Below are 26,030 nucleotides of genomic sequence, written 5' to 3'. Positions count from 1 at the left end.
CCACCGCGGGTCTCGATACGCCGCTGAGCGGCTACTCGACCAGCATGCGGCGGGCGGCCGACGGAAGGGCGACGCAGCCTCCGGCTGCTCCCCCCTCATGCTGATCGAGTAGCCCGCGCAGCGGGCGTATCGAGATCCACGTGCACGAACATGAAGGGAACGCCGCCACACCCCTCACGCCAGCCCCGCGCCGCCGATCGCCAGCGACACGATCACCGCGAGCACCGTCGTCCACAGCGCGATCGCGATGCCCTGCCAGAGCAGGACGCGGCCCTTCGCGACGCCGGCGCCGGAGAGCATCACCGCGGTGAAGTGGGTGGGCAGCAGCAGCGGGCCGAGCAGGCTCACCCCGGGGACGCCGTAGCGGGTGAACGCGCGCTGGAACTTCGCGCGGCGGGCGGTGGCGCGCTTCCGCGGCTTCCCGCCGGTGATCGCCGAGCGGACGCCCGCGCCGAGCAGCACCAGCAGCGCCACGCAGAGGAAGTTGCCCGCGGCGGCCGACACGGCGGCGACCACCGGGTGGATCCCGCCGATGATGCCGATCGTCGCGGCGCCCTCGCCCTCGATGAACGGCACGGCTCCGGCGAGCGCCACCACGAGCGGCTGGACGAGGTCGGGGACGTCCTGGATGAGGCCCTGGAATCCGAGGATCGCGTCGCTGACGATGGTCGACATGGCGGTGTCTCCTTCTGGCTGAGCGGCTGAACCGCTGCCCCGTCGATCGGGACATGTCCATCCCAGCCCGCCGCAGGGGGTGCCCGGCAGTGCCCTCCCGTCACCGCCGGCCGGGAGGAACGGCCGCCCGGGTGGTGACAACTGTCATGGTCGTACCCTGGCCGCATGCCGACCGCACTGCTCCCTCCCGCCGAGACGACCGCCGCTCCGCCCTCGGGCAAGGGCGTCGCCGCGACCTGGTGGTACACGCTGCTCTCGGCCGGCTCGTTCGTGCTCGCGGTGCTGTTCGTCTGGCTGGTGCCGCTGCTGGTCGGCGACGCGTCGCCGTGGCGGGTGGTCGGCTACCTCCTCGGCGCCGCGGTCTGGGCCGCGGTCTTCACCGTCTCCGCGCAGCGCTACCGCCGGGCCGACCGGGACGCCCCGGCGCGCCTCGGCCCCGCCACCATCGGGCTCCAGGCACTCGGCCTCGTCGGCGCCGCGGCGACCGGACTGGCGGCGGGCAGCCCCACCCTCCCGCTCTCGCTCGCGTTCGTGCTCGTCGTGCTGCTGCCCTGGCCGCGCGGGATCCGCTGGCGGGTCACCACGTTCCTCACCGTGCTGCTCGCCGTCAGCGCCTGGCTCGAGCACGATCAGGCGATCGGCACCACACCGCTCTCGCTCGCACCGGGTGCCGCGCCGGTCCTGTTCGCGTTCGCGGCGGCGCTGCCCCTCGCGATCGTCAGCATGCTCTGGTGGTGGGACATCGTCCGCGAGCTCGACCGCGCGCGGGTGGCGGAGGGGCGCCTCGCGGCCGCGCAGGAGCGGCTGATCCTCGCCGGCGACGTGCACGACCTCCAGGGGCACCACCTGCAGGTGATCGCCCTGCAGCTCGAGCTCGCCGAGCGGCTGCTCCGCGACGATCCGGACGGCGCCCTGGAGCAGCTCCGCGCCGCGCAGCGCTCCGTCGACGGCGCGCGCACCGGCACCCGGGAGCTGGCGACCCGCTTCCGCAGCGTCTCGCTGGCCGACGAGCTCGCCAACGCCGCCGACCTGCTCCGCTCGGCGGGTCTGCGGGTCGAGCTGGCCGTCGATCCCGACGCGGACCGCGCCCCCGCCGACGTGCTCGGGCCGGTGGTCCGCGAGAGCACGACCAACATCCTCAAGCACGGCGGTGGCGAGTCGGCCCGGCTGCGGCTGGCGCGGGAGGCGGAGTCGTGGCGGTTCCAGGCGGTGAACGACCTGCCGGAGGGGGCCGAGGCGGGCGGCGGCTCCGGCGTCCACGGCTCCGGAGTCCAGGGCATGACCGAGCGGATCGAGCGGGCCGGCGGCACGCTGAGCACCCGCACCGCGCGCCGCTCCTTCGAGCTCGACGCGCGCCTGCCCGGCGGTGCCGCGTGATCCGGGTGCTCCTCGCCGACGACGAGGACATGATCCGCACCGCCCTCGCCGCGCTGCTCCGGCTGGAGCCGGACCTCGAGATCGTCGGCGAGTGCCGCGACGGCGCGGAGGCGGTCGCCGAGGCTGTGCGCCTCGAGCCCGACGTCTGCCTCTTCGACGTCGAGATGCCCGGCATGGACGGCATCGAGGCGGCGGAGCGACTGCGCCGCGTCTCGGCGACCCGGGTCGTCGTGGTCACCCGGCACGCGCGGCCCGGCGTGCTGCGCCGCGCGCTGGCCGTCGGCGTCAGCGGCTTCCTGCCCAAGTCGCGGCGGGTGGAGGACGTGGCGGAGGTGATCCGTCAGGTCGCCGCCGGCCGCCGCTACGTGGATCCCGAGATCGCCGCCGACGCCCTCGCGACCACGCGCAGCCCGCTCACCGACCGCGAGCTGGACGTGCTGAGCGCCGGCTCCCGCGGCGAGACCACCGGCGAGATCGGCAAGGCCCTGCACCTGTCCGCGGGCACGGTGCGCAACCACGTCTCGTCGATCCTGCGCAAGCTCGACGTCGACACCCGCCAGCGCGCCGTGATCGAGGCCCGCGAGAACGGCTGGATCTAGTGGGGAGTCCCTGGTGATCGAGCAGCCCGCGAAGCGGCCGGACTGAGACCCACCGGCGTCCAGAGCTGAATCGTCGGACCCGCCCTGCTGGTGACGGCGGTTCTCCGAGGACACCTGACCCTGCGACTGCGGGGAGTCAATGGTGATCGAGTAGCCCTCGCAGAGGGCGTATCGAGATCCCCCAGCGTCAGCAGAGCGAGTCTGCAGACCCGCCCCTCTGGTGGCACCGGGTCTCGATACGCCCCCGCGGGGCTACTCGACCAGCATGAAGGGGCGCGGCGCTACCTCACCCACTCCTCACGAGTTGTCGTACTCGAGCCCCCGCTACGACAACTCCTGCGCACTCGAGGCCGCTCAGAGCGCGACGACCACGCTCTTCAGCTCGCAGAACGAGCGCAGTGCCTCCTCGCCCAGGTCGCGCCCCATCCCGGACTCCCCCACGCCGCCGAACGACAGCGCCGGGTCGAACAGGTTGTACGTGTTGACCCACACCGTCCCCGCGCGCAGCCGCCGCCCCATCCGGTGCGCCCGCGCCAGGTCGTTCGTCCACACGCCCGCAGCCAGCCCGTAGGTCTGGTCGTTGGCGAGGGCCACCGCCTCGTCCTCGTCCTCGAACGGGATGATGCCGACGACCGGCCCGAAGATCTCCTCGCGCGCGATGGTCATCGTGTTCGTGACGCCGGTGAACAGCGTCGGTTCGACGTAGTAGCCCGGCCGGTCCGGCACGCCGCCGCCCACCGCGACGACCGCGCCCTCCGCCTCGCCCTGCGCGATGTAGCCGAGCACCTGCTGCCGCTGCTCCTCGGACACCAGCGGCCCCACGGTCACGCCGCCGGCCAGCCCGTCACCGAGCGCGACCCTCCGCACCGCCGCGGTCAGCCGCTCCGTCGTCTCCTCGAGGATCGAGCGCTGCACCAGCAGCCGGCTGCCCGCCGTGCACATCTGGCCGGAGTGGCCGAACGACGCGCGCATCGCGGTCAGCACCGCGGCGTCCAGGTCAGCGTCCTCGAACACGATGTTCGGGCTCTTGCCGCCGAGCTCCAGAGTCAAGCGGGTGAAGTCCTCGCTCGCGGCGCGCATCACCTTCCGGCCGACCTCGGTGCTGCCGGTGAAGGAGACCTTGCTGACCAGCGGGTGCTCGGTGAGCGCCGCGCCGACCCGGCCGTCGCCGGTGAGCACGTTGACGACTCCCGCGGGGACGCCCGCCTCCTCGCAGATCGCCGCGAGGCGCAGCATCGTCAGCGGAGTCTGCTCCGCCGGCTTCACGACCACGGTGCAGCCCGCGGCGAGCGCCGGCGCCAGCTTGAAGCTCGCCGTCATGATCGGGAAGTTCCACGGCAGGATCAGCGCCGCGACTCCGATCGGCTCGAGCGTCGTGTAGACGTGGTGCTGTGCGTCGACGGGCACGACAGTGCCGGTCAGCCGCGAGGGGGCACCGGCGTAGTAGCGGAAGACGCGGGCCGAGGTCGCCGTGTCGGCGCGGGAGCGCTCGATCGGCTTGCCGTTGTCGCGGGTCTCGAGCACCGCGAGCTCCTCGAGGCGGTCCTCGATCAGGTCGGCGACGCGGTTCAGGATGCGGCTGCGGTCGTGCGGGCTCATCCCGCTCCAGCGCGCGTCGTCGTGCGCGCGGCGGGCGGCGGTGACGGCCGCCTCGATCTCGGCGGGGCCGGCCTGCGGGACGCGGGTGAGCAGCTCCTCCGTGGCGGGATCGACGATGTCGAGCAGCTCCGCGCCCTCGGGCGCGAGCCACGCGCCGTCGACGAGGTAGGGCTCGATCGGCGCGAGCGGGGCGAGGGTGTCTCTCATGGGGTCTGCGTCTCTCTCATCGGGGGGCCGGGTCGGGGCCGGAGTCGTCGGGGCCGAGGGGGCGGGATGGTCGGTCAGAGCCGGTCGGTCAGGGCCGGTCGAGCAGCCGCGCCGGCTCCTCGACGCTCATCCGCCGCAGCACGTCGTCGGCGACGCCGAGCGCGCGGAGCCCCGGCAGGACGCGCGCGCCGAGGTGGTCGAAGCCGTGCCCGCCGAAGCGGCGCAGCTGGCCCTTCGTCCAGGTGCTGTGGCCGAGCACCCAGCGGATGCCGGGGTCGGTGCCGAGCAGCTCCAGCAGCGCGTCCAGGCGCTGCGGGTCGCTCGCGTTGCGGATGCGGCCGACGTGCGCACCCTCGTTGCCGAAGCAGAGCTCCAGCACGGCGCCGGCCCGCCCGAGGTCGCGGAGGTAGGGCAGGTCGAGGAACTCGTCGACCGTGCTGAACACGACGCGGGAGGGATCCACTCCCTCGGCGACGACGTGCGCGAGCACCTCGAGCCCGTTGCGGGCGTCGGCGGCGAGCCGGACGGTGATCGCGGAGCCGGTGGCGGCGGCCGAGCGGGCCGCGGCGGTGAGGCTGATCCGCTCCTGCTCCCCCTCGGGAGTCGCGAAGGCGCCGGTCGTGCCCATCAGGCCGAGCAGTCCCGCGCGGTAGGTCGTGCCGGGGATCGCCGCCGTCAGCGCGCGGGTGAAGAGCGCGGTACGGCCGTCGACGTCGAGGGCGAGGTACCACTCGGGCAGCAGGCGCGGGAGGTAGGCGCCGTAGCCGGCGACGATCGCGACGCCCGATCGCTCGGACAGCTCGGCCATGCAGGTCCGGTCGGGCCCGAAGCCGAGCGAGCTGAGGTCGACGGCGACGGTGAGCCCCGCGGAGGCTCCCACGCGCAGCTCGTCCGCGAGCAGCTCGACGTCGTCGAGGCGGAGGTTGTCGGCGAGCGCGAGCTGGCTCCAGCGCAGGGCGGCCGCGAGCTCGGCGGTGACCGGGGCGTCCGGATCGAGCGCCTCGACGCCGGGCCGCTGCAGCGCGCTCGCGTCGGTCAGCAGGTGCTCGTGCATCGACACCACGCCGAGCTCCGCCGCCTCGATCGGACCGAGGACCGTCTGGATGGCCATGCGCCGCCTCTCGCGCGGCACGCTGCCGCTGGATCCAATATAGAGCCGGATGGATCCAGAAGCGACGTGTCGGTACTCTCCCAGCCTCCGGCACTCGAACCCTGAGTAGAATCGCAGACAGCAAGGGGAGTACTCCCGACTGCGGTGAGCCCGTCACTACGGATGCGAATGAGCATCCCGGGCCATCGGCTCCGCCACCGCCTCCGAGAGGTCGCGGCCGGAGTGGAGGAGACCTTGGTCCCTCATCGACCGACCCTCTTGGAGCACCCCCGTGCAGATCACTCCCGTCATCTGGCTGATCACCATCGCCGTGACGATCGCCTTCTTCGTCTACGAGTTCTTCGCGCACGTGCGGAAGCCGCACGAGCCGACCATCGGCGAGTCCGCTCGCTGGTCGGCCTTCTACATCGGCCTCGCGCTGCTGTTCGGCGTCGGCATCGGCTTCGTCGCCGACTGGCGCTACGGCGGCGAGTACTTCGCCGGCTATCTCACCGAGAAGGCGCTGTCGCTCGACAACCTCTTCCTCTTCCTGATCATCATGACCGGGTTCGCGGTGCCGAAGATGTACCAGCAGAAGGTGCTGATGATCGGCATCGTCATCGCGCTGATCATGCGCGGCGGCTTCATCGCGGTCGGCGCGGCCCTGATCGAGAACTTCTCCTGGGTCTTCTACCTCTTCGGCGCCCTGCTCTTCGTGCTGGCCTACCAGCAGATCAAGGGCGACCACGGCGACCCCTCGAACAACGCCTTCATGCGCCTGGTGCGCCGCGTCCTCCCCGTCACCGACGAGTACCACGGCGACAAGCTGACGGTGAAGAAGGACGGCCGCCGCTTCGTCACCCCGATGCTGCTGACCATCGTCGCCATCGGCTTCATCGACCTCGTGTTCGCGCTCGACTCGATCCCCGCCATCTACGGACTGACCAACGAGGCCTACATCGTCTTCACCGCGAACGCCTTCGCGCTGATGGGCCTGCGCCAGCTGTTCTTCCTGATCGGCGGTCTGCTCGAGCGCCTCGTCTACCTCAGCCAGGGCCTGGCCGTCATCCTCGGCTTCATCGCCGTGAAGCTCGTCTTCCACGCCCTGCACGTCAACGAGGTCCCCTTCATCAACGGCGGCGAGCCGCTGCTCTGGGTCCCCGAGATCCCGATCTGGTTCTCGCTCACCTTCATCGGCGCCACGATCGCCGTCGCCACGATCGCCAGCCTCCTGAAGACCCGCGGCGACCGCTCCAAGTCCGACCGCGCCACCGTCCAGGACGCCCCCCTGGAAACCCCGGCCGACGTCCCCTCCCGCCGCGAGCACTGACCCCCTCCGCGAGATGCCACTTGTGCACACGACACGCCGCAAAAAGCGCGCACAAGTGGCATCTCGCAGCAGCGCGCCGCGCCGACCGAGCCGCCCGAGCAAGGACCTCCTTTGCTGATCGAGTAGCCCGCGGAGTAGGTCCTCTTTGCTGATCGAGCAGCCCGCAGAGCGGGCCCTCTTTGTTGATCGAGTAGCCCGCGCAGCGGGCGTATCGAGATCCCCCGCCGTCAGCAGACAGGCCTGCAGACCCGCCCTGCCGGGGACGCCGGGTCTCGATACGCCCCTCCGGGGCTACTCGACCAGCATGAATGCCCCTCTGGGGCCACTCGACCAGCATGGGTGTCCACGGACGACGTGAGTGCTCCGCGAGATGCCACTTGTGCACGCGACACGCCGTGAAAGGCGTGCACAAGTGGCATCTCGCGGCGGGCGCGTCAGAGGGTGGGCGTCCAGATCCGCATCGTGGAGGGGCCGCGGTTCGCCCAGCGGTAGTAGGGGTGGAACTCCGCGGTGAAGCGCTCGCCGAGCTCGGCCGGCACGGAGTAGGGCCACGGGGACGTCGGGGTGTCGCGGCGCACGAGCGCCACCCGGGCGCCGTCGCCGACAGCGACCGGCGAGACCTCAGCGTCCACCGCCACGTGCTCCGTGTCGAGGCCGTCCGGCAGCTCGAGCGACTCCAGCGCCAGCACGAACGGCCCGCGCTCCACCGCGACCTGGCCGCGCACCGCGTCGATCCGCGGGTGCGGCGTCACGAAGCGCGCCGGCATCGGCAGCGACAGCCGCACCACGTCGCCGGCCGCGAACGCCCGCCGCACCGTCACCGTCGAGAGACCCGCGTCCACCGCCTGCCCGTCGAGCAGCGCCGTCCCACGCGCGAACGGCGGGATCCGCAGCGTCAGCGCGAACTCCGCGTCCGCCAGGATCCGCACCGCGATCTCGCCGTCCTCCGGATACGCGGTCTCCACCTCGAGCGACACGTCGCCCGTCGTCACCCGGTACGCCCCGTACTGGTGCAGCTGCACCCCGTCGTCCGTCGCCGTCGCGAAGCTCAGCTCGACGCTCGCGAGGGTCCGCGCCGTGTTCGTCGGACAGCAGGACACCCAGAACCACGGCGCCCGCAGGCTCGACTGCGCCCGGTCGGTCTCGACGCTCTCGTCCGGCGCCACCCCGTCCACCCGCTGCTGCAGCGTGTTCGTGTAGAAGAAGGCGCGCCCGTCCTCGCGGGTCGCGGGCAGCACGGCGTTCAGCAGCGTCCGCTCCATCAGATCCGCGTAGGCCGCGTCGTCCGAGCGCAGCAGCAGCCGCCACGACAGCATGTTCGACGCGATCGCCGCGCAGGTCTCGGCGTAGGCGCGGTCCGGCGGCAGCTCGAAGTCGGCGCCGAACGCCTCGTCCTGGTGGTGCGAGCCCATCCCGCCGGTCAGATAGGTCCGGCGCGCGACCGTCGCCGCCCACTGCCGCCCCACCGCGGCTTCGAGCTCCGCGTCGCCCGTCTCCACGGCGACGTCGAGCGCCCCCGCCGAGAGGTACAGCGCCCGCACCGCGTGCCCGCGCAGCACCTCGGCCGAGCGCACCGGCACGTCGTCCTGGAAGTACTCGGGCCCGAAGGCGATCGCCCCGAGCGTCCCCGTGCCCCGCCGCTCGACGAACAGCCGCGCCTGCTCCAGGTAGCGCCCGTCGCCGGTGGCCCGCGCGAGCTCGGCGAGCGCCGGCTCGATCTCGGGGTGCCCGCAGACCGCGACGCGCCCCTCCGCCCCGAACACCTCGATCACGTGATCGGCGAGACGCCGCGCCACGGCCGGCAGCAGGTCGTCGTGCCCGGTCCGCAGCCGCGCCACGGCCGCCTGGATCAGGTGCCCGAAGCAGTACAGCTCGTGCCCCCACTCCAGATCGGAGTAGCGCGCCCGCTGCCCCGGCCGGCCGAAGCTCGTGTGCAGGTAGCCGTCCTCGTCCTGGGCCCCCGCGACCCGCAGCACCAGCGCCTCGTACTGCGCGGCGAGCTCCGGATCGTCGGAGCGGCCCAGCTCCCACGCCATCGCCTCGAGCAGCTTGTAGACCTCCGAGTCGACGAACTCGATGCCCGCGTGGAGGTCGCCGCCGGCCGCCGAGGAGATCGTGCCGTTCGCCGCGCGGTCGAAGTTGCCGGCCCAGCCGACCCGCTCGATCCAGCTCAGGCAGTGGCCGATCACGGCGTCCGCGCCGAGCCGCTGGTAGTGCTGCCAGAAGCCGCCGGTCAGCCGGATCTCGTCCTGGCGCAGCGGCCGGAGCGCGCCCGCGGTCGGGGCGACGGGGCCGCCGAGGGCGACGGTGGTGGTCAGGGTCACGAGGATCTCCTAGGAGGAAGAGGGTCAGTCCTTGACGGCACCGGCGGTGACACCCGCCGAGACGTACCGCTGGGCGACGACGAGGAGGAGGGCGGCCGGGAGCGAGGCGACCACGGCGGTCGCCATGATCGAGTTCCACTCCTGGTTGTTGTTGCCGATGTACTTGTAGATGCCGAGCGTGATCGGCTGGAGCTTCCCGCCGCTGTCGAGGGTCGACGCGAAGATGAAGTCCGACCAGGCCCAGAGGAACGCGAAGAGCGACACCGTGACGACGGAGTTGCGGCTGATCGGCATGATCACCGAGGTGAAGGTGCGCCAGGCGCTCGCGCCGTCCATCCGCGCGGCCTGGGTCAGCTCGTCGGGGATGCCGGACATGAACGCGGTGAAGATCAGCACGCCGAACGGCACCGCGATGGTCGAGTCGGCCACGATCAGCCCGGGGATCGAGTTCAAGAGACCCAGGTTGAGGTAGATGGCGTAGAAGCCCATCGCCATGATGATCGCGGGGATCATCTGCGCGATCAGGAGGACGAACGAGAGCCCCTGCCCGCCGCGCGGCCGCAGCTTCGCGAGCGAGTACGCGGCCGGAGCGGCGATCGCCACGGTCAGCAGCACCGTGCCGAGGCCGACGATCAGGCTGGTGCCGAGGTACGGCAGCTGCTCGCTCAGCACGGCCTGGTAGCCCGAGAAGGTGGGCGCGAACGGGAACCAGTCCGGCGGATCCTTCCGCATCGACCCGGTCTGCGTGAGCGAGACGTTGATCATCCAGTAGACCGGGAACAGCATGACCGCGGTGAGCAGGACGCCCACGAGGGTCAGCCACCAGGGGCGCCGGGCGCTCATGCGTCGGCCTGCTTCCGCTGGACGCGGATGTAGATCAGGCCGAAGACCAGCGCCAGGATGATCAGCAGGTTGCCGACCGCCGCAGCGGGGCCGAAGTCGGGCAGCATCGAGCCGAAGCCGAGCTGGTAGGTCCAGGTCGCCAGGGTCGTCGACGAGTCGGCCGGACCACCCTTGGTCATGATCCAGATGATGTCGAACACCTTCAGCGTGTAGACGAGGCCGAGCAGGATCGTGATCGCCGACACCGGGCGCAGCAGCGGCAGCGTGATCCGCCAGAACTGCTGGGCACCGGTCGCGCCGTCGAGCGAGGCCGCCTCGTAGAGGTCCTGCGAGATGTTCTGCAGCCCGGAGTAGAGGATCACCAGGTTGAACGGGATCCCGATCCAGATGTTGGCGATCAGCACCGCGATCAGCGAGGTGGACGGCGAGGTCAGCCAGTTGATCTGCCCGATCCCGAACGACTCGAGGAACGCGTTGACGATCCCGGAGTCGCTGTTCAGCATCCACGACCAGGTCGACGCCGAGACGATCAGCGGCAGCAGCCACGGCACCAGGAACAGCGCCCGGAGCGTGCTCGCGAGCGGGAAGCGCCGGTAGAAGAAGACCGCGAGCGCCAGCCCCAGCGTGAACTGGAAGATCAGCGAGACTCCCGTGAACACCGCGGTGTGCAGCAGCGCCGGGCCGAAGGTCGGGTCGCGGAAGACCTGCACGTAGTTGTCGAACCAGACGAACGGGGCGTTGCCCTGGACGAAGGAGCGGACCGTGTAGTCCTTCAGGCTCAGCTCGAGGTTGCGGTAGAGCGGGAAGGCGTAGAAGACGAGCAGGTAGACGACGAGCGGGGCGAGGAACGCCCACGCCGCCAGTTGCCCGCCCGGCCGCCGCCGCCGCCTCGGCGCCGCGGCCGCGGCAGGCGCGACCCCCGGCTCGGCCTCGCGGCGCAGCAGCCGCCCCGTCTCAGTGGCCGTCGTCATCGTTCCTCCCACATGCTGGTCGAGTAGCCCCGCAGCGTCGCGTCCCCGCGAGGGGCGCCCCACATGCTGGTCGAGTAGCCCCGCAGGGGCGTATCGAGACCCACCACCGCAAGAACCTCCGGCCCGCAGACCACCCCTCCGACGCCGGCAGATCCCGAGACGCCCGCCGAGCGGACTGCTCGATCAGCAACGGGCTCCACACCGCTCATCACTGCGTCGCGGACTCGGCCGCCGACTGCGCCGCCTTCAGCGCGTCGGCCGGCGACTGCGAGCCGCTCAGCGCGGTCTGCACCGCGGACCAGAGCTGCTCGGAGATCTTCGGGTACTTCGTCCCGAGGTCGTCCGAGGTGCGGCCCTTCGCGGCCTGGACGGCCTCGACCCAGGGCTCGAGGTCGGCGTTCCCGGCGACCTGCGCCTCCTGCGCCGCGGCCGTCGGGGCGATGTACGACAGCGTGTCGTCCGTCGTCACCAGGTTGTCCGTCGAGGTGAGGCACTCGGCGATCGCGGTCGACGTCTCGTAGCGCGCCTCGTCCTTCTGCACGGGCAGGGTGAGGAACTCGCCGCCGGTCGGCGCGGGGGCCGAGCCGCCGTCCTTCGCGGGGATGGTGAGGATGCCGTAGTCGATGCCGGAGGCCTTGGCGTTCGCGAGCTGCCAGGTGCCGTTCTCGCCGAAGGCGTACTCGCCGGTCTCGAACTCCTGCCAGCTGGTGGTCTGGGTGTTGCCGATCACGGAGTTGGGCGCGTAGCCCTTCTCCAGCCAGTCGGTCCAGAGCGAGACCGCGTCCACGGCGGCGTCCGAGTCGAGCTCGGTCAGCTCGGCGCCGGAGCCCCAGAACCAGGGCAGGAACTGGAAGGTGCCCTCCTCGGTGCCGATGCCCGAGAACGTGATGCCCTTGCCGCCCGAGGCGGTGACCTTCTCGAGCGCCGCGGTGAGGCTCGCCCAGTCGGTGATCGAGGAGACGTCGACGCCGGCCGTGGCCAGCACGGTCTTGTTGTAGTAGAGCGCCAGCGTGTTCGCGCCGATCGGGACGCCGAAGGTGTCGCCGCCGACCTCGCCCGCGGCCAGGATGTTGGCGTCGATGTCGCCGGTCTCGAGGCCGTTCTCGGTGGTGGTGGTCAGGATGCCCGACTCGGCGAGCGTGGAGACGACCGGGTTGTCGACGAGCAGGATGTCGGGCGAGCTGCCCTGCTGCCCGGCGAGGAGCGCCTTGTTGGTCAGGTCGGTGGTGTCGTAGCCGGTGCGCTCGACGGTGACGCCGGCCTCGGTGCCGCAGGAGTCGATGAGCTTCGCCCAGTCGGACGACTCGTCGAACTGGGGGTACGGGTCCCAGAACGTGTAGGTGCCGCCGGCGGCGGAGGAGTCGCCTCCCGAGCCTCCCGCGCAGCCGGTCAGTGCTGCGGCTGCGGTCCCGAGCAGGACGGCGGCGGCGAGGCCCCGAGTGTGCTTCCTCTTCATCGCGGATGTTCCCTTCGTCGTTGACGGGTGGTGCTGGCCGGTCTCGGCGAGCGCCGGACCGAAACTACTTTCTGCGGGTTCAAAGTAGACACGGCGGGAAGGTCGAGTCAAGAGTTGTCGCGTTTTCGGTGTTTTCGGTGCGCGGGATCCTGTGCGAGGATCGTCCAGGGCGCACCGGCGTCCCGTGGAAGGAGGACGTCATCGCGCCGCGCAAGCCCACGGGCACCATCACGCTGACCGACGTCGCCCGCGAGGCCGGCGTCTCGATCGCCACCGCCTCGAAGGCGCTGAACGGCCGCGACCAGGTCCGCGCCGAGACCCGCCAGAAGGTGCTCGACGCCGCCGCCGCGCTGTCCTTCACGCCGAACCCGTTCGCGCAGGCCCTCAACTCGCGCCGCACCGGCACCATCGGGATGCTCACCAACGACCTGGACAACCGCTTCGTGCTGCCCGTGCTGCTGGGCGCCGAGGACGCGTTCGGCGCCGGCTCCACCTCGGTGTTCCTCTGCGACGCCCGCGGCGACTCGATCCGCGAGCAGCACCACATCAAGAACCTGCTGGCCAAGCGCGTCGACGGGATCGTCGTGCTCGGCCGGACGACCAACCCGCGGCCGTCGATCACCGCGACGATCCCCGTCCCGGTCGTCTACGCCTACGCGCCCTCCGAGGACGAGCGCGACTCCTCCTTCACCCCCGACAACACGCTCGCCGGCGTGCTCGCCGCCCGCCACCTGATCGAGCGCGGGCGCACCCGGATCGCGCTGATCAACGGCGAGCCCAGCTACACCGCCGCGCACGACCGCGCCCGCGGCGTCGAGCGCGCGCTGACGGAGGCGGGCCTCCCGCTGGTCGGCGGCGACGTCCTCTACGGCCAGTGGTCGGAGAGCTGGGGCCGCCAGTGCGCCGAGTCGCTTCTCGCCGCGCACCCGGACCTCGACGCGATCATCTGCGCGAGCGACCAGATCGCCCGCGGCGCCCTCGACCACCTGCGCGAGAGCGGCCACCCGGTGCCGCGCGACGTCGCCGTCGTCGGCTTCGACAACTGGGACCTCCTCGTCGAGGCCGCCCGCCCCCCGCTCACCAGCATCGACATGCAGCTCGAGGCCCTCGGCCGCGCCGCCGCCGAGGAGCTCTCCCACGCCATCCACGGCCGCGCGACCGCAGGCGTCCGCTCCATGCCCGTGCGCCTCGTCCCCCGCGAGTCCTCCGGCTGACCGCGTGCGGGTCCGGCGGGGGAGCCCGGCGGGCGGGGTCTCGATACGCCGCGTCCCGCGGCTACTCGACCAGCATGCAGCAGCGCCCATCCGGTCCGGCAGGCCCGGTCCTGCAGATCGAGCGGGCCTGATCATGCTGGTCGAGCAGCCCCACAGGGGCGTATCGAGACCCACCCACCCCGACCGATCAGCAGCTAGGCAGGCAGTCAGAAACATGCTGGTCGAGTAGCCCCGAAGGGGCGTATCGAGACCCGCCGTCGTCAGCACGACAGGTCTGCAGACTCAGTTCTGAAGCCGGTGGATCTCGATACGCCCGCTTCGCGGGCTACTCGATCAGCACGGACGCCCCACCGCCGGCGACGCAGCCGTCACCCGGAGCCCGTCAGCGCTGCGACACCGGCGAGATCACGAGCTCGTCGATGCGGACGTGGGCCGGCGAGTCGAGGACGAACTCGACCGCGCGGGCCACGTCGACCGGCGAGAGCATCGCCGCGCGCGCGACGTCGTCCGGGACCTGCGGCCGGTGTCGGAGGAAGTCCGTCGCGACGTCGCCGGGGCAGAGGTGGCAGGCGCGGATTCCCGAGGTGGCCTCCTGTGCGTTCAGCGTGCGGGCGATCTCGGCCAGCGCCTTCTTGCTCGCGCTGTAGCCGACTCCCGCGATCGGGGCGAACGCCCAGGCCGAGTACGAGGAGACGAGCACGACCGCGCCGGCGTGCTCCCTCAGCTCGGGCAGCGCCGCGTCGATCACGCCCACCGGCCCGAGCAGGTTGGTGCGCACGATCTCCTCGAGTTCGCTCAGCCGCTGGTCCCCCCAGGTCCGCCGCGGGGAGTTGAGCCCGGCCGACAGGACCAGCGCGTCGATGCGGCCGGCCGCGGCCAGCACCGCGTCCCGGGCGGCGGGCAGCGCCTCCCGGTCGCTCACGTCGAGGGGCACGACGAGGGCGTCCCCGCCGGCACTGCCGATCCGCTCGGCGACGGCGTCGAGGCGCTCGCGGGACCTGCCGCTGAGCGCCACCGTCCAGCCCGACACCGCCAGGCGCTCGGCCGACGCGGCCCCGATCCCGGAGCCGGCTCCCGTGATCCAGGCGACTCTGCGAGCGACTTCGGTGTCCATGGGGCGTCCCTTCGATGCTACGGTGACGATCGATTAATCATACTAATAGGAGGCTGCCGTGCTCATCGATCTCACCGGTCTGGTCGTCGTGGTCACCGGCGGCGGGCGCGGCATCGGCCGCGCGATCGTCGACCGCTTCCTGGCCGAGGGCGCCCGGGTCACCGCCCTCGACCTGGCCTTCCCCTCCCCCTCGGACGACGCGCAGCAGCTGGTCTGCGACGTCACCGATCCGGCGTCGGTGCGGGCAGCGATCGACGCGGTGCTCGAGCGGTTCGGCCACGTCGACGTCCTGGTCAACAACGCCGGCATCAACGTCGAGGGCACGGTCGAGACCCTCGATCCGTCGCGCTGGGACGCCGCGTTCGACGTGAACGTCCGCGGCACCTTCCTCGTGTCGCAGGCCGTCGTCCCGGTGATGAAGGCGCGCGGTGGCGGCCGCATCATCAACGCCGCCTCGTTCGCGGCGATCGTCCCGAGCATCGGCGCCGCCGCCTACGGAGCCTCGAAGGCGGCCGTCGTGCAGCTCACCCGGGTCCTCGCCGGCGAGCTCGGACCGTGGGGCATCACCGTCAACGCCTACGCACCGGGGATGATCCCCACGGCGATGAACGGCTTCGCGGACATGCCGGAGGCGGCGAAGGCGCGGCTCCTCGACACGCTGACCCTGCGCCGCTGGGGCACGCCCGACGACATCGCCGACCTGCTCTGCTTCCTGTCCAGCGACGCCGCGAGCTACATCACCGGCACGCTCGTCGACGTCAGCGGCGGCAAGCTCGCCACGCAGATCCCCAGCCGCGCGTACGAGGGCCTCGCAGCCGCGGAGTGATCGACGCCGGACGATGGCGTCGCCGATCGTTCCGCCTCAGATCGATCCTCCGCTGACCGACGTCGCCCGGATCTCCGCAGCGGTGTCGCGGACGAGCGTGCGCGCCGCGCTCTCCGCGAGATCGGCGTCCCCCGCGGCGATCGCCGCCGCGAGCCGCCGATGCTGGTCGACCGCTCGATCGGTGGCGGCGGTGAAGGTCGGAACGCCGCTGCCGTACCTGCTGTCCAGCGCCGCGGCGATGGTGCCGAGCAGCTGAGCGAGCACCGCGTTGCCCGACCCCTCGACCAGGATCCGGTGGAAGCTCTGATCCGCGCTCGTGAACCGGGGCAGCGATCGCGCCTCGGCCGCGAGGGCGAGCTCCGCCGCCGCGGCCGACAGCTCCTCCCGCTGAGCCGTCCCGCCCCGCGTCGCGAAGAGCCGGGCCGCGGCCGGCTCGACCGCCTCGCGCAGCAGGAGGAGCTCCTGCAGCTGCGCCTCCCCGGCCGGTCCGGCCGCCCGCCACTGGATCACGTCGGGATCGAGGAGGTTCCACGAGCTCTCCGGCTGGACCTGCGTCCCCGCGCGCGGCCTGGCGCGGATCATCCCCCGCGCCTCCAGAGCACGGAAGGCCTCGCGCACCACGGTCCGCGACACGTCGTACCGGCGGCCGATCTCCTCGGGCACGATCTGCGAGTCCGCCGGTCGGACCCCCGAGGCGATCTCCCGCCCGAGCCCCTCGGCGACCCGGCGCTGCAGGCGGATCCCGGAGCCGGCGGCCTCGAGCGCGGAGTCGACGGGCATGATGTGGCTCACGATACCGGCGGCACGAGTCCTCGCGACGGCGGATCCACTGCGAGGAGCTCCACAGACCGGACCGGTCCCGCTATGAGCAGGTGATGACCGGCATCGTGACGCGGATGTCGTCGTCCGCCAGCCTTTCCGTGAGTCGTTTTCCGGGCACCGTGAAGTGCCAGCGGACGTTCACCGCTCCCGTGGTCGTCGCCACCCACTTGAAGGAGTAGTCGCCCCAGGAGAAGTCCTTGCTCAGCTGCACGCCGCCGACCTGGCTCGTATCGGTGCTGTACACGGGTGAGACGACAGCCCCCTCGATCTCGAACCGAACGTACTGCGCCCCGCGAACCAGGTTGGGGACGCCCCTCGCTTTGTTTCCACTGGCCCGGAACGCGAAGGTGTAGGTGGTACCCGTGGTGACCGGCATGTAGCCCCCCAGCGTGACGTCCAGGTCCCTGCCCAAGAACCACTTCTCATTGTCCAACCCCTGGCGGAAGAAGACGACGCCGTCCTCCTCCTCGAAGCCGGACGGCCCCTGATAGCCGTTGCCGTTGTCCAGGCGTCCCCACTGGTAGGCCTCGGCGATGCTCGGGCACACCGCAGGAGAAGGAGATGCCGCTGCGCCCGGAGCCGCCGTCGCCATGGCGACGACGGGCAGCGTCCAGACCCCGGTGGCGACGAGCGAGCGCCGTCTGACCGCGCGGTCGTCCGCCGAGGTCGTTGCGGGGGTTTCGTCGTGCGTCATGAAGGTGTCTCCCGAGGGTCGAGGTGCGTCCGCCGTCGCGGCTCATATCGGCGCCCGACCGGGTCGAGATCGGATCCGCATCGGCACGCCTCTCGACGAGCGTGGGGCCCTCGCGCCGCACCAGGCGAATTCCTGGCGGCCGAAGCACACCAATGGCGCATTCACGTCACTGTCCGTCCCGATGACCACCGATCGCGGCTTCGCTTCTGACAGCACCTCGCCTGCACCGGATCCGCCGCCCGCCTGCGGGAAGCCGAACGCGATCCGGTCGGACCGGCGCTCCTACGAGCAGGCGATCAGCGGCGACCATGCTGGTCGAGTAGCCCCGCCGCGGCGTATCGAGCGGCGAAGCCGCTTCGCGTCTCGGTGGTGAGGGAAAGGACGCGTCGGCGCCGCGTCCTGGTGGTCGAGTGGCCCTGCAGGGGCGTATCGAGACCCGTCATCACCAGCAGGGCGGGTCTGCAGACTCGCGTTCCGACGGTGGTGGATCTCGATACGCCCGCTCCGCGGGCTACTCGATCAGCATGCAGAGGCGCCCCACGGGCTGCTCGGCGTCCCTACGACGAGCAGGCGATCAACGGCAGCGTGATGCGGATATCGTCGTTCGCGTCGGTTCTCACTCCTTTTCGTCCGGGAACGATGAAGTGCCACATGAGCTGAACCGATCCCGTGGTGTTCGCCGTCCACCGGGTGGAGTAGTCGACGAACGAGAAGTCCTTCGTCAGCTGCACGTCGCCGTACTGACTCGTGTCGGTGCTGTAGTTCGGCGAGATGGGCACGTCGTCGATCTCGAGCCGAGCGTATTGCGGACCGCGAGTCCTGTCGTCGCCGGTCTGTGCGTACGAGCCGCCGGCCCGGTAGAGGAAGGTGTAGGTGGTCCCCGCTACGACCGGCAGCCTGGCCCCCCACCAGACCTCCAGGTTGAACCCCTCGGCGGAGCCCGAATCGTCCGCCTGCTGAAGGAAGAAGACGGCACCGTTCTTCTCCTCGATGCCGGACGCCCCGTGATAGCCGTAGCCGTTGTCGTAGCGCCGCCACTGGGCAGGATCGGTGACCGACGGACAGGGGGCAGGAGACGCCGATGCGGCCGGAGCCGCCACCGCCAGGGCGACGACGGGCACCGTCCAGACCCCTCCGGCGACGAGTGTCCGCCGTTCCACTGCGCTTCGACCGCCGGAGGTCCTTGCGCGATCGTCGTCGGCGTGCGCCATGAGTCCGTCTCCCGTGGTGTCGAGGTATGACCGCCGCCGCAGTCGGCATCGGCGTACCTGCACACCAGGGTGGGGCCCTCACACCGCACCAGGGAAATTCCGGGCCCTTCGAGCACAACGATGACGCGTTGACGTCACTGCTGACGGGATCCGTGCCCGTCGACGTCCCGAGCAGTCCACCCGCCGCAGCGCACGCCCCTGCTGGTCGAGCAGCCCCGCGGGCCCCCCTCCATGCTGGTCGAGCAGCCCCGCAAGGCCCCCTCCATGCTGGTCGAGCAGCCCCGCAACGCCCCCTTCATGCTGGTCGAGCAGCCCCGCAGGGGCCTCCTCCATGCTGGTCGAGTAGCCCCGCAGGGGCGTATCGAGACCCGACGTCCTCAGCAGGGCGGGTCTGCGGACCCGCCGTCTGACGCGGGTGGATCTCGATACGCCCGCTTCGCGGCCTACTCGATGAACATGCGACGGACCCGTCCACCCCGATCGAGCGGCCAGCGCAGCGGTCCGCTCCATGCTGGTCGAGTAGCCGCCTCCGGCGGCGTCTCGAGACCCGCCCGCTCCCTACTCCGGCATCGAGAAGTCCGCGAAGTCGAAGCCCGGCGACACCAGGCAGCTCACCACCGCGTCCTCCGCCGACGGCAGCGTCCGCTGCCAGACGTCGGCCGGCACCAGCGCCTGCACCGGCAGCCCCTCGAACGCCGAGCCGAGGACCACGGTCTCGCCGTCCTCCGGCTCCTCGCCGAGCCCGCCGTACTGCAGCGACACCTGCCCGGGCCCGTTCCAGATCCAGGTCTCGGCCGACGACACCCGATGCCAGGCCGACGCCTCACCCGCCGGCAGCAGGAAGACGATCAGCGTCGCCGCCGGCCGCTCCCGCACCGAGCCGTCCGCGCCGACGAGCGTCAGCCGCTCCGGCGACTCCCACGTCCGCCGGTACCAGCCGCCCTCGGGATGCGGCTCGAGCCCCATCGTCTCGGCGAGCGCCGGCCGCCGCACCCGCTCGAGCACCCGTCCGTCGACGCTCAGCCGGTCGACGAACCCGCTCACCTCCGCGCCTGCCATCGGACCTCCCCGGAGATGATCGTGGCGAGGGCGGTCCCCTCGCCGGCCTCGACGACGGCGGCGAGCACGTCGTCGGAAGAAGAGCCCGACACGCCCAGCACCGCGAGGTCGGCGAGCGCCCCCGGCACCAGCGTGCCGAACGACTCCGCCGCCCCCATCGCCACCGCGCCGCCGAGCGTCGCCGCCGCGAGCAGCCGCGCGTGCAGATCCCGCCCCGCGTACCCCTGCGCCCGCGCGATCCGGCACAGCTCGGCCACGTCTCCGAGCAGGTCGAGCGACGGCGTCGACGACAGCGAGTCCGTCCCGACCGCGATCGCGTTCCCCTCGCGCAGGTAGGCCGCGACCGGCGCCTCGTCGAGCCCGATCACCGCGTTCGAGCGCGGACACAGCGCGACGGAGGTGCCGGTGCGCCGCAGCGTCGCGCGATCGTCCGCGTCCACGTAGATCCCGTGCGCGATGTGCACGTCGTCGCCGAGCGCGCCGATCGTCTCCGCGTACGCCACCGGCCGCAGCGCGCTGCCGCCGTTGCGCAGCAGGTGGAAGCCGTCGTAGCCCCAGCGACGCCACTGCTCCGCCAGGTCGCCGCGGCCGTGCATCGTGTACTCCGCCTCCCAGGCCGACTCGGCCAGGTGCAGGTGCCGGCGCACGCCGAGCTCCTGCGAGAGCCCGGTCAGGTCGCTCAGCACCGGGGTGTCCAGGGAGTACGGGGCGTGCGGCGAGAGCCCGATGCGCGTGACCCCGGAGGTGCGCACCAGCTCCGCGGTGATCGCCCGCCCGCTGCCGCGCCAGTCGTCCTCGAGGAGGCTCATCAGCTCCCAGTAGGCGATGCCGTGCACGCGGCCGTCCTCGAGCACGCGCAGTGCGTCGAGGTCGGTGACGATGTCGGCGATCGCCGTCGTCCCGGTCGAGACCGCGATCTCCAGCCCGGCGGCCGCCGAGGCGCCCCAGTCGTGCGGCTGCTCGTAGACCTCCTGGAAGGCGCGCGACCAGTCCTCGAAGCCGGCGTACCGGCCCCGGCCGACCGCGGACATGCAGGTGTACTGCAGGTGCGAGTGCGCGTTGACGAGCCCCGGGACGATCGCGCCCGGCCACTCCCGCACCGCGGGCGACTCGTCGCGGAGCCCCTCCAGCACCTCGTCCCGCGTCCCGACGGCGACGATCCGCTCGCCGCGCACGGCGACCGCCCCATCGCGCACCGGCTCGCCCGCCACCGGCAGCACCCACGGCGCGCTGTGCACGGTGAGGATCGACGTCGAGCTCCCGGCGCTCTCGCGCCCGAGCGACACCGCGCCGCTCACGGGATCCACGCCGACGGCATCAGTCCGCTGAGACTCGCCGTGCTCGCCGCGACCGCCAGCAGCACAGCGCCGCCCGTCACCGCCCAGTCGACCGGCGTGTACCGGATCTCCCGCAGCCAGGTGCGCTTGCGCGTCCCGAAGCCGCGCAGATCGAGGGCGTCCACCGTGTCCTCCGCGTCCACGAACGACGTGATGGTGACCGGCACCATCAGCGGTGCGACCTCGCGCAGGCGCCGGATCGGATTGCGGGTCTGCGTCCGCTCGTAGCCGCGCAGCCGCTGGGCCGCGGCCGTCTCCTGCAGGTTCGAGGCCGCGCTGGGCAGGAACTTGAAGGTCAGGTCGATCCCGTAGGCGAAGCGCGCCGGCACCCCCAGCCGCGCGAACGCGACCGCGAGGTCTCCCGGGCGGATCGCGAACGCGAGCGGGAAGCCGACCGCGACCAGCGTGAGGAAGCGCAGCAGCAGGTTGACCGCGTACGACACCGCCCCCTCCGTGATCGCCAGCCCGACGACCGGCACCGTGAACAGCGTCGCGCCGGCCTCCGGCTCGCCGCTGCCGGTCGCGCCGACGATGAGCCCGTTGATCCCCGCGAAGACCAGCACGAACACGGCCACGACGGCCCAGTTCGAGCGCACCTCGCGGAACGGGATCCGCGCGCTGAGGTAGTACGCGAAGGCGACCACGGCGAGCGCCGCCATCCAGCGCAGATCGCGCACCTGGCTGGCCGTGACGACGAACATCACCGGCACCAGGATCAGCACGCGCGGATCCCGGCGGCCGAGGAAGGAGTCACCGCCGAGGTATCGAGGCGAGACCTCCATCCCGGGCGCCCGTCAGCGTCCGGCGAGGTTCTGCAGCGGCTTCCAGACCCGGTCGAGCACGGGCACCAGGATCACCGCGGTGATGCCGGTGGCGAGGATCGCCAGGAGGTAGGAGCCGAAGAACCAGTACTGGAAGGTCTGGCCGAGGAACAGGAAGTCGGTGGCGGTGAAGAGCAGTCCGACGACGACCGCGGCGACGGCGATCGCGGCGGCCCAGACGAGCTGGCGGCCGGTGGTGCGCGGCTCCTTCGCGTAGTAGCCGATCAGGCCGGCGAGCAGGCCGACGAGGCCGTTCGCAATGCTCCAGTTCCAGTAGGTGAGGAAGCCGTAGCCCATGATCTGGTCGACGATCGCGTTGCCGACGGCGCCGGTGAAGAAGCCGGCGACCGGTCCGAAGCGTAGGCCGACGAAGGGGATGATCGCGATCGCGGGGCGGATCGAGATCATCGTCCCGGGGATCACGAAGCTCAGGGCGCCGAGTGCGCCGTAGAGGGCGGCGCCGACGGCACCGAAGACGATCGTGCGGGAGGAGACGGCCCAGGGGCCGGTCTTCGCGGCGGTGGAGGTGGTGGCGGTCACGGGTGTGTCCTTTCGAGGGAGGGAGAGGAGCTGCGGGGATCGGCGGTGCGTCCGGCGTCGGGGGTGCTGCCGGGGCCTTGCTGCGCACGGCGGAGGCGCCGGGCGAGGTCGAGCGGGCGCGGGAGGCGGCCGCTCGCGGGTCCGTGGCGCCGGGCGGCGCGCACGAAGTCGGTCTCGCGCAGCACCGCGCGGGAGTGGCCGGGGTCGACGCCCGGCCCGTGCCAGAGCGCCGTGTCGTGCACGACCTCGGCGGGGCTGGCGTCGGCGACGATCCCGCCGCCGTCGACGACGACCACGCGGTCGGCGCGGGCGAGCGCCATGTCGACGTCGTGGGTGATGAAGTACACGCTGTCGATCCCGTCGATCGCCCAGACCGCGTCGAGGAAGTGGCGGGAGGAGCGCTCGTCCTGCCCCGCCGTCGGCTCGTCGAGGATCAGCGTCCGCGGCCGCAGCGTGAGGGCGAGCGCGACGGCGAGCCGGCGCTGCTGCCCGAAGGAGAGCGTCCGCGGCGGCCGCTGCAGGATCCCCGGCACGTCGTCGAGCGACACGGCGCGCAGCGCGGCGTCGGCGATCGCGGGGATCTCCTCCGCCGGCACGCCGAGGTTCCGCGGACCGAAGGCCAGCTCGGCCTCGACCGTCTCGCTGAAGAGCGCCTGGCCGGGGTTCTGGAAGAGGTAGCCGCAGGTCGAGACGAGCTCGGCCGCGGTCAGCTCGTGCACCGGCCGCTCGTCCAGCAGCACGCGGCCGCGGGTCGGCGCGACCAGCCCGACCGCCGCGCGCATCAGCGTCGACTTGCCGGCGCCGTTCCGGCCGAGGATCGCCACCCGCTCGCCCGCGTGGAAGCGGCGGTCCACGGCGGCCACGATCGTCCGCGCGCCGTAGCCGAGCTCGGCACCGTCGAAGTGCAGGCGAGCGGCACCGGCCGGAGCCGGCCGCGCCTCCTCCTCGGGCGACTCCTCCCCCGCGGCGCCGGCGAGCAGCGCCTCGAACGGCAGCTTCACCGACTCCGGCGACGCGACCTCGAGGAACCCGGCGACACCGCCCGAGTAGACGACCCGCCCCTCCTCCAGGTACACGACGCGATCCGGCTCGAGCGCGAGCACCTCGTCGACGCGGTGCTCCACGATCACGGCCGCCCCGCCGCCGTCGACGTAGGCGCGCACCGCCCGCAGCAGCACGTCGGCCGCGTCGGGGTCGAGGTTGGCCAGCGGCTCGTCGATGACGATGACCCGCGGATCGAGCACGAGGATCCCCGCGAAGGCGACGAGCTGCAGCTGCCCGCCGGAGAGCTCGTGCGGCGGCGTCGAGAGCAGCGCGGTCAGCCCGAGCCGCTCGGCGACCCGGTGCGCGCGCTCGCGGATCTCGGCGGGCGGCGTCCCGCGGTTCTCCAGCCCGAAGGCGATCTCGGCGAGCACGCTGTGCCCGACGACCTGCTTGCCCGGATCCTGCAGCAGCGTGCCGACGACCTCCGAGATGTCGCGCAGGGCGAGCGGAGTCGCGTCCCGCCCCTCGACCTCGATCCGCCCGGTCACCTCGGCGCGGTAGGAGCGCGGCACGAGGCCGTTCAGCACCCGCAGCAGCGTGCTCTTGCCGCAGCCGGACGGGCCCGCGACCAGCACGACCTCCCCGCTCGACACCGAGAAGCTCGCGTCCACCAGCGACGGCTGCTCCGCATTGCGGTAGGTCACTCCCACGCCCTCCAGGCGCAGCAGCTCGGTCACGAGCGCGCTCCGTCCCGCTGCGGCGCGGCCCGGCGGCCGGTCGAGGTCCAGCTGCCGAGGAAGTCGCGCTGGGCGCTGCTCGGCGCGTCGATCCGCAGCCCGAGCGCGTCGAGCTTGGCGCGCGCGACCCGGTCGTCGACCTCGGGCGGGAGCAGGTGCACGGCCGGCGCGAGGCTCCCCGCCTCCCGCGCGAGCAGGTCGACGGCGGCCACCTGGACGCCGAAGGACAGGTCCATGATCTCGATCGGGTTCCCCTCACCGGCGGTGCAGTTGATGCAGCCGCCGTCGTCGAGCACGACGATCGAGCGGCCGTTGGGCAGCGTGAAGGTCTCCAGCGCGTGGCCGATGCTCTGCCGGGTCGCGCCCGCGGCGAGCGCCGCGTCGATCGCGATCTCCTGCGCGACACCGCCCGAGACGGCCACGGCCGCCCCCTCCGGCAGGGCGAGCAGGTGCTCCACATCGATGGTGTGCGCGATGCCCGTCGCCGAGATCAGCAGGTCGGCGCTGCCGGCCGCCGACTCCAGCGCGTCGACGTCGTAGCCGGCGAAGACCGCCTCGAGTGCGCGGACCGGGTCGACCTCCGCGATCGTCACGCGGGCGCCGAGCGCGCGGGCGTGCTGGGCGACCCCGCGGCCGACCGGTCCGAAGCCCGCGACGACGACGTGAGCGCGGTCGAGCGGAGTCGCGAGCAGGTCGAGCATGGTCAGCAGCGTCGACTGCCCGGTGCCGTGCCGGTTGTCGAAGAGCGTCTTGCAGCGCGCGTCGTTGACGGCGAGCACCGGGATCCGCAGCGCGCCCTCGCGCTCCATCACCCGGAGCGGGCGCAGGCCGCTGGTGGTCTCCTCCGTCGCGCCGCGCAGGGTCTCGAAGACCGCGGGCCGGTCGGTGTGCGCGAGCCGCGTCACCGACGAGCCGTCGTCGACCAGGATGTCCGGGCGCCGGTCGAGCAGTCCGAGCGCGAACGCCCGGTCGTCGGCGGCGCTCGCGTCGGAGCGGGCGAAGACCGCGATCCCCGCGTGCTGCAGGGCGGCCGCGGTGTCGTCGTGGGTGTTGGAGGCGCCGCACATCACGCTGACGTCGGCGCCGGCCGCCGCCAGCTCGAGCGCCAGGGTCGCCGTCTTGGGCTCGAGCACGAGCACCAGCCCGATCCGCAGGCCCCGCACGGTGCCGCTCTCGCGCAGCTGCGCCGCGACTCCGCGGGTCACCGGCATGAAGCGCGCGGCCCAGTCGATCTTGTCCTGCCCCTGCCGCCAGAGCGAGGGATCCCGGATCGGCGCGGTCATCGGAGCAGCTCCAGCGCGAGGGCGCGGTCGGCGCGGTCGTGCAGATCGTCGGGGGACGGGTCCTGCTCCCGGGCGGCCTCGACCGCGGCCGCGAACCGCGCGGACAGCTGCTCGCGCGTGCGGCGGACCGAGCCGTCGGCGACGTCGCGCGCCACCAGGAGGAAGAGCTCGCGCTCGGCGTCCGCGATCCGGTCGATCCCGGGGCGGCCGGAGGAGGGGTCGGTGGCCGCGGTCACGGCCGGCCGCTCCTCCCCCGCGTCGACCAGGAGCAGCGGACCGCCGGTGCCGAGCAGCGCCGCGGTGACCGGCGACCGGAGCTCGCCCGTTGCGAACGCGATCGTCGCATCCCGCAGGTCCGCCGGGTCCGCTGTCTGCACCGTCAGCCCGCGCTGGGCGATCTCGACCAGCGCGACCGGGTCGTCGCCGACGACGATCACGCGAGCGCCCGTCGCGGCGGTCCCGGTCGCCAGCTCGACGGCGAGCGGCCCGGTCCCGAGCACGGCGACGCGGGTGTGCGCGAACGAGAGGTTGGACGCCGCGGCGACCGCGCGCAGCACGGCCTGCGCCCACGCGGTGCGGGTCAGCGCTCGGACGACCCGGGAGTCACCGGACGCGTCGGCCGCCGTCGCGGGCAGCGCGGCGCGGCGCAACGGGGTGAGGGTGGCGTGCATGACGCTCCAGGGGAGTCGGCGGTTCTAAGCGGTTAGCGTGACCATAGTCGCGCCCTGTTTCCCCCACCCGCCCGTTTATTACGCCCATGTGAAACATTCCGCGCCGCCCGCGCCCATCCGCCATCGAGCACCCGCGCCGCGGGCGCCCCCCCTCACCGATCGAGCACCCGCGCAGCGGGCGCCCCCCTCACCGATCGAGCACCCGCGCAGCGGGCGCCCTTACCCTCGCCGACCAAGCACCGACCA

The 26,030-nt window shown here is 72.4% G+C and carries 23 protein-coding genes; 5 read left to right on the top strand and 18 right to left on the bottom strand.

The features are described from left to right. Positions 1-174: 174 nt before the first annotated feature. Positions 175-675 carry a small multidrug efflux protein gene (locus EDF17_RS14435; RefSeq protein ID WP_123447309.1) on the bottom strand — a complete coding sequence of 167 codons (501 nt, stop codon included), beginning with the start codon at positions 673-675 and terminating at the stop codon, positions 175-177. A gap of 165 nt (positions 676-840) precedes the next feature. Here EDF17_RS14435 and EDF17_RS14430 point away from each other — a divergent pair, with 165 nt between their 5' ends. Both EDF17_RS14430 and EDF17_RS14425 read left to right on the top strand, forming a co-directional pair. Further along, positions 841-2,052, top strand: a complete 1,212-nt coding sequence (locus tag EDF17_RS14430; protein ID WP_123447308.1) for a histidine kinase — start codon at positions 841-843, stop codon at positions 2,050-2,052. Continuing rightward, complete coding sequence (locus EDF17_RS14425; protein ID WP_123447307.1) at positions 2,049-2,651, top strand: response regulator transcription factor; 603 nt, start codon at positions 2,049-2,051, stop codon at positions 2,649-2,651. The genes EDF17_RS14430 and EDF17_RS14425 overlap by 4 nt, the downstream gene beginning before the upstream one ends. Positions 2,652-3,005: 354 nt before the next feature. Here EDF17_RS14425 and EDF17_RS14420 read toward each other — a convergent pair whose 3' ends face one another. Together EDF17_RS14420 and EDF17_RS14415 are read right to left on the bottom strand one after the other, a co-directional pair. Next, on the bottom strand, positions 3,006-4,457 hold the full coding sequence (locus tag EDF17_RS14420) for an aldehyde dehydrogenase family protein (RefSeq protein ID WP_123447306.1): 1,452 nt from the start codon (positions 4,455-4,457) through the stop codon (positions 3,006-3,008). Positions 4,458-4,545: 88 nt separating this feature from the next. Next, complete coding sequence (locus EDF17_RS14415; protein ID WP_123447305.1) at positions 4,546-5,568, bottom strand: phosphotriesterase; 1,023 nt, start codon at positions 5,566-5,568, stop codon at positions 4,546-4,548. Between the two features lie 271 nt (positions 5,569-5,839). Here EDF17_RS14415 and EDF17_RS14410 point away from each other — a divergent pair, with 271 nt between their 5' ends. Then, entirely contained in the window at positions 5,840-6,877 is a 1,038-nt protein-coding gene (locus EDF17_RS14410) for a TerC family protein (protein ID WP_123447304.1), read from the top strand. Between the two features lie 434 nt (positions 6,878-7,311). Here the strand turns inward: EDF17_RS14410 and EDF17_RS14405 are convergent, their stop codons facing one another. From EDF17_RS14405 to EDF17_RS14390, 4 genes are all read right to left on the bottom strand, one after another. Next, on the bottom strand, positions 7,312-9,201 hold the full coding sequence (locus tag EDF17_RS14405; protein WP_123447303.1) for a beta-L-arabinofuranosidase domain-containing protein: 1,890 nt from the start codon (positions 9,199-9,201) through the stop codon (positions 7,312-7,314). Positions 9,202-9,225: 24 nt separating this feature from the next. Continuing rightward, positions 9,226-10,044: a carbohydrate ABC transporter permease gene (locus EDF17_RS14400; protein WP_123447302.1), complete on the bottom strand. Its 819-nt coding sequence runs from the start codon at positions 10,042-10,044 to the stop codon at positions 9,226-9,228. After that, the gene (locus EDF17_RS14395) at positions 10,041-11,015 is read right to left on the bottom strand and encodes a sugar ABC transporter permease (RefSeq protein WP_123447301.1); all 975 of its coding nucleotides are present in this window, start codon (positions 11,013-11,015) and stop codon (positions 10,041-10,043) included. The genes EDF17_RS14400 and EDF17_RS14395 overlap by 4 nt, the downstream gene beginning before the upstream one ends. Before the next feature lie 208 nt (positions 11,016-11,223). Beyond that, positions 11,224-12,471, bottom strand: a complete 1,248-nt coding sequence (locus EDF17_RS14390) for an extracellular solute-binding protein (RefSeq protein WP_123447300.1) — start codon at positions 12,469-12,471, stop codon at positions 11,224-11,226. Positions 12,472-12,608: 137 nt separating this feature from the next. Here EDF17_RS14390 and EDF17_RS14385 point away from each other — a divergent pair, with 137 nt between their 5' ends. Continuing rightward, positions 12,609-13,685, top strand: coding sequence for a LacI family DNA-binding transcriptional regulator (locus EDF17_RS14385; protein ID WP_311316443.1), 1,077 nt, complete (start codon positions 12,609-12,611; stop codon positions 13,683-13,685). 382 nt (positions 13,686-14,067) lie between these two features. On the opposite strand, the gene EDF17_RS14380 is transcribed toward EDF17_RS14385, so the two are convergent. Then, positions 14,068-14,799: an SDR family NAD(P)-dependent oxidoreductase gene (locus EDF17_RS14380; protein WP_123447298.1), complete on the bottom strand. Its 732-nt coding sequence runs from the start codon at positions 14,797-14,799 to the stop codon at positions 14,068-14,070. A 58-nt stretch (positions 14,800-14,857) separates the two neighbouring features. On the opposite strand from EDF17_RS14380, the gene EDF17_RS14375 reads away from it, so the two are divergent. Further along, positions 14,858-15,625 carry an SDR family NAD(P)-dependent oxidoreductase gene (locus EDF17_RS14375; protein ID WP_123447297.1) on the top strand — a complete coding sequence of 256 codons (768 nt, stop codon included), beginning with the start codon at positions 14,858-14,860 and terminating at the stop codon, positions 15,623-15,625. A 36-nt stretch (positions 15,626-15,661) separates the two neighbouring features. On the opposite strand, the gene EDF17_RS14370 is transcribed toward EDF17_RS14375, so the two are convergent. From EDF17_RS14370 to EDF17_RS14325, 10 genes are all read right to left on the bottom strand, one after another. Continuing rightward, positions 15,662-16,405, bottom strand: a complete 744-nt coding sequence (locus EDF17_RS14370) for an FCD domain-containing protein (RefSeq protein ID WP_133672086.1) — start codon at positions 16,403-16,405, stop codon at positions 15,662-15,664. A gap of 82 nt (positions 16,406-16,487) precedes the next feature. After that, entirely contained in the window at positions 16,488-17,141 is a 654-nt protein-coding gene (locus tag EDF17_RS14365) for a hypothetical protein (RefSeq protein ID WP_123447295.1), read from the bottom strand. 557 nt (positions 17,142-17,698) lie between these two features. After that, complete coding sequence (locus EDF17_RS14360; RefSeq protein WP_133672084.1) at positions 17,699-18,352, bottom strand: hypothetical protein; 654 nt, start codon at positions 18,350-18,352, stop codon at positions 17,699-17,701. Between the two features lie 558 nt (positions 18,353-18,910). After that, positions 18,911-19,396: a cupin domain-containing protein gene (locus EDF17_RS14355; RefSeq protein ID WP_243732906.1), complete on the bottom strand. Its 486-nt coding sequence runs from the start codon at positions 19,394-19,396 to the stop codon at positions 18,911-18,913. Next, positions 19,393-20,718, bottom strand: a complete 1,326-nt coding sequence (locus EDF17_RS14350; protein WP_311316442.1) for an amidohydrolase family protein — start codon at positions 20,716-20,718, stop codon at positions 19,393-19,395. The genes EDF17_RS14355 and EDF17_RS14350 overlap by 4 nt, the downstream gene beginning before the upstream one ends. After that, on the bottom strand, positions 20,706-21,530 hold the full coding sequence (locus tag EDF17_RS14345; protein ID WP_123447292.1) for an energy-coupling factor transporter transmembrane component T: 825 nt from the start codon (positions 21,528-21,530) through the stop codon (positions 20,706-20,708). The genes EDF17_RS14350 and EDF17_RS14345 overlap by 13 nt, the downstream gene beginning before the upstream one ends. A gap of 12 nt (positions 21,531-21,542) precedes the next feature. After that, positions 21,543-22,109, bottom strand: a complete 567-nt coding sequence (locus tag EDF17_RS14340) for an ECF transporter S component (RefSeq protein WP_123447291.1) — start codon at positions 22,107-22,109, stop codon at positions 21,543-21,545. Beyond that, complete coding sequence (locus EDF17_RS14335; RefSeq protein ID WP_123447290.1) at positions 22,106-23,830, bottom strand: ABC transporter ATP-binding protein; 1,725 nt, start codon at positions 23,828-23,830, stop codon at positions 22,106-22,108. The genes EDF17_RS14340 and EDF17_RS14335 overlap by 4 nt, the downstream gene beginning before the upstream one ends. Beyond that, positions 23,827-25,113, bottom strand: a complete 1,287-nt coding sequence (locus EDF17_RS14330; protein WP_123447289.1) for an adenosylhomocysteinase — start codon at positions 25,111-25,113, stop codon at positions 23,827-23,829. The genes EDF17_RS14335 and EDF17_RS14330 overlap by 4 nt, the downstream gene beginning before the upstream one ends. Next, the gene (locus EDF17_RS14325; RefSeq protein WP_123447288.1) at positions 25,110-25,784 is read right to left on the bottom strand and encodes a hypothetical protein; all 675 of its coding nucleotides are present in this window, start codon (positions 25,782-25,784) and stop codon (positions 25,110-25,112) included. Before EDF17_RS14325 ends, EDF17_RS14330 begins: the two co-directional genes overlap by 4 nt. Between the last annotated feature and the right edge of the window lie 246 nt (positions 25,785-26,030).

The organism is Rathayibacter sp. PhB1 (assembly GCF_004362935.1).
GTDB lineage: Bacteria > Actinomycetota > Actinomycetes > Actinomycetales > Microbacteriaceae > Rathayibacter > Rathayibacter festucae.
This window is presented reverse-complemented; position numbering and strand designations above follow the sequence as displayed.